The sequence below is a fragment of the candidate division KSB1 bacterium genome (assembly GCA_022562085.1).
Classification (GTDB): Bacteria; Zhuqueibacterota; Zhuqueibacteria; order Oceanimicrobiales; family Oceanimicrobiaceae; genus Oceanimicrobium.
On sequence record JADFPY010000396.1, the window covers coordinates 1 to 3,926 of the forward strand.

Sequence of the window (3,926 nt, forward strand, 5' to 3'; positions counted from 1 at the left end):
GTTCTGTTCAATTGAACGTCAGCACAGGTGAGGGCCTAAGCGGCCGGCGCTTTCTCGATCATTCAACCCTGACGCCAGAAACCCTGGTGACTTCAAATGAAAATTTTTACATTCGCACACTATATCCGGATCAACTGAAACGGAACAATCCCTGGCGTATTGCCGTGAATGGCTTAGTTCAAAAGCCGGTAGATTTATCACTTGATAATCTTTTACCAAAAGCAACTTCAATGGGGATTCATTTAATGGAATGTGCGGGCAACGATCGCTTTTCCCGTTTCGGTTTGCTAAGCGCTGCCAGTTGGACGGGTATTCCAATATTCGAAGCTCTTGAGAAGATAAATATCTTACCCCAGGCCGCTCTGGTCAGAATTTCCGGATTCGATGAACATTCCAGGCCAGCGCACGATTCTAAACCAGGTGCCAGTTGGATTTTCACCAAGGAGCAACTTGAAAAATCAGGAGCGTTTTTGGCCATTGAGATGAACGACGTGCCTCTGTCCAAAGATCATGGTGCGCCAATTCGTCTCGTTGTGCCGGGCTGGTATGGATGCACCTGCATCAAATGGGTCAATGAAATTACTCTTGTTGCGGATACCGAATCTTCTACCAGTCAAATGAGGGAGTTCGCGAGCCGGACCCATCAATCCGGGGTGCCGAGGCTGGCAAGGGATTTTATTGCGGCGGTTATAGATCAGGCTGCTATGCCGGTACGAGTTGAAAAGTGGTCACTTGATGGCAAGGTAATTTACCGAGTTGTCGGTATCTTATGGGGTGGCGTCAACGCTGCCAGGAGTTTAGCTATTCGGTTCAACAATCATACAAATTATGTCGACGTTGATGCGTATGAGCATCAAACGAATGGAACCTGGTCTTTATGGACACATATTTGGAAACCGGATAGGGCCGGTCTTTATCGTATTCAGTTAAAGATTGATAACCAAAGTGCTCCCACAAGACGTCTTGACGCAGGCTATTATGTTCGGACAGTAAAAGTGGGATAAATAAAATAAATAGATTCCTCCTAGCATAAATTGGAGTACTTTTTACGATGTCCTGGTTGCACCAAACGAAATTCGATGAGCGAAAGGCGAGGAGCGAGGGGTGTATCTGGGTCGCTCTTCCCTCGGAGCCTGTCCTGAGCGCAAGCCGAAGGGCTACTCGCTTTTCGTTTCGATGGAGAGCATATTACCTTGAGATAGTATCGTCTGCAATTACGCATAATTTATGCAACGCGGACTAGAGACCATATTTTTTAATTTTATAACGCATGGTTCTTAAGCTTATATCGAGAATTTTTGCAGCTTCAGACTTGTTGCCGCCGGCTTCTTCTATCGCTGTTTGCAGAATGACTTTTTCCGCCGCTGCCATTTTATCTTTATAATCCTTGCCGGCACTATTGAGGAAGCCAAGCTGCGACATCGACTTCTTGTGACCAATCAGGCCAAATGGTAAATGTTCCGGCAAGATAGTCGCCCCCTCTCCCAAGACCACAGCGTTTTCCATGGCATTTTCGAGTTCTCGAACATTTCCCGGCCAATGGTAGTCCAAACTCTGTTTTAAAGCTTTGTCGGATATCTTGGGAGGAGGCAGTTTATTTTCAATGCTGAACTTTTTGATAAATTGCTCCACCAAAATTGGGATGTCATCTTTTCGTTCGCGCAAAGGGGGTAAATGAATTGGAATAACATTCAGGCGGTAATAAAGATCTTCACGAAACTCGTGGTTCTCTAATGCGAGTTCAAGATTTCGGTTGGTTGCGGTAATGACGCGTACATTTACATTAATTGTTTCGGTGCCGCCAAGACGGGTAATTTGCTTTTCCTGCAGAACCCGCAGTAACTTGACCTGGACGTTTTCCGAAATATCACCGATTTCATCAAGAAAAATCGTCCCGTCCTGGGCGAGTTCAAACCGGCCCTTCTTTTGATTATCGGCACCGGTAAAAGCGCCTTTTTCATAGCCAAAAAGCTCGCTTTCAAGAAGCGTTTCAGGAAAGGAAGCACAACTTATCTCAATCAACGGCTTATTGGCCCTCGGGCTGTTATAATGAATGGCTCTGGCCACTAACTCCTTACCTGTTCCGCTTTCTCCCCGAACCAGGATTGTAGCCTGACTTTTGGCAACCTTGACAATAGTCTTGAAGATTTTTTGCATTGCTGCACTTTTTCCGATAATGTTCCGAAAACTGTACGTCGACTTCACCTTGTTCTTCAACTCAACATTTTCGCGCAGCAAATTCTGCTCACCGAGCGCTTTTTCAACTATGACGAATAATTCATCTAAGTCCAGCGGCTTGGTTAAATATTCATAAACACCCCTTTTCATTGCCTCAACAGCATCTTTTACAGAGCTATAAGCCGTCATCACGATGGTTTTCATTTCGGGCGCGATTGCCAGCGAACGTTCATAAAGCTCCATGCCGCTCATGTCGGGCATTTTTAAATCGGTGAGCAGTATTTCAAACGTCTCCTTCTTGAGGGATTTTAAGGCCTTTTTAGGGTTGTCGACACCTTCGACTTCATACCCTTCCTGGGTAAGAATTTCCATCAGGCCTGAGAGGGTGTTTCGATCGTCTTCAACAATTAGAATTTTATTCATAAAATATAAGATACCAATATACGAATGGGTGCTAATGATACTAATAAAATACTAATAATTTCAGTGGTGCTTGGGATTTTACTGCTTGGAACTTTTACCCCGGTTGCCGGGCAAGCCACCCCCGAATTCTTAGTCACGTGGAAGGCGAATACTTATGTTCCCGCCGGTTATCAAGCTAAAGCTCTGCCAATCCGCGGAAGTCAAGTTGAGGTATCTTTTGAGTTAATTGACAATGGCAAAATAGCCGATCTTTCCCGAAGCACAATCCGCTGGTTCATTAATTTTAAACTACAAGAAACAGGCATTGGCAACAAAACCTTTGCGTTCACCATTACTCCATACGACAACAGAATTCCCAGCATTAAAATCCTAATCTTGGACTACAAAGGGGCGGAATTAAAACACTTATTTGATATTCCGATAGCAGAACCGGATGTGGTAATAGATACGAATGATCAACGTAATTTTCGAGGATTACCCTATTTCTTTAATGTTAACAATATTAATTCCCTGGATTTCGGCTGGGAAGTAAATGACAAGAAACCTGAAGGAGCCGTAGATCGTCCGGATCTTTTATCACTTGATATTCCGGAAATTCAATTAGGAGAGAGTTTGGATATAAATATAAGTTTGATAATAAAAAACTTAGGTAATCCATTAGAATTCGCGTCGGCTGAAACTTTAAGATTAACAGTGCAATAATATAATACTAATCTACAAATAATATACGAATGCTACAAATATCCGTTCACAACATTCGAATATCGTTCGTAAATTCGAATTATAATATAAGTTCTTCCTTTTCCACGCTCACGTTGCGTAGTTTAAGTTTATTGAGGCGTAAAAGTATCTTCACAATGACCCACCCCAGGCCAATAGCGATCCACATAAAGGGCATTGCAAGAGCTCGAAAAACGAGAAATAAACCAAACAGATAAATCAGGGGTAGGAGTTGCTTATACGGCAGTATTGTAGCCGCCAGCTGTTCGTTGATAAACGTAGTCAAAAACTGGGCGACAGTTTTTTCTTGCTCTCCTACCGGCAGTTTATCGAAAGAATCCTTGATCATCCGGCTTGTCAGTTGTTGCGGCGCATTAATTATGCGAGGCAGCTCACGTACGCTCAACTCCTCGACTTCTGATATCTTCATATCTTGTCTAAAATCAGGGATTGCTGTGCGAAGGGCGTATTCGGCCGGTATGAGCATCGCTTGGACAATACTGCTTGGAATTTGCGGAACATCTGATATACGTCCGGCCGGGGAAGTGTTATAGAATAATGCCAGTGTAAATGCCAGGCCGGTGAAAAAAATAGGCATTCCTTTT

At 43.7% G+C, this 3,926-nt stretch carries 4 protein-coding genes; 2 read left to right on the forward strand and 2 right to left on the reverse strand.

The window, feature by feature from the left end; genetic code table 11:
• On the forward strand, positions 1 to 1,004 hold a 1,004-nt coding region (locus IH879_21070; GenBank protein ID MCH7677420.1), incomplete at its 5' end, for a molybdopterin-dependent oxidoreductase.
• Between the two features lie 235 nt (positions 1,005 to 1,239).
• Here IH879_21070 and IH879_21075 read toward each other — a convergent pair.
• The gene (locus IH879_21075) at positions 1,240 to 2,601 is read right to left on the reverse strand and encodes a sigma-54-dependent Fis family transcriptional regulator (protein MCH7677421.1); all 1,362 of its coding nucleotides are present in this window, start codon (positions 2,599 to 2,601) and stop codon (positions 1,240 to 1,242) included.
• A gap of 24 nt (positions 2,602 to 2,625) precedes the next feature.
• On the opposite strand from IH879_21075, the gene IH879_21080 reads away from it, so the two are divergent.
• Positions 2,626 to 3,303 (forward strand): hypothetical protein, encoded by a 678-nt coding sequence (locus IH879_21080; protein MCH7677422.1) that lies wholly within the window; start codon positions 2,626 to 2,628, stop codon positions 3,301 to 3,303.
• Positions 3,304 to 3,382: 79 nt separating this feature from the next.
• Here the strand turns inward: IH879_21080 and IH879_21085 are convergent.
• A partial coding sequence (locus IH879_21085; protein MCH7677423.1) for a hypothetical protein occupies positions 3,383 to 3,926 on the reverse strand: 544 nt, incomplete at its 5' end.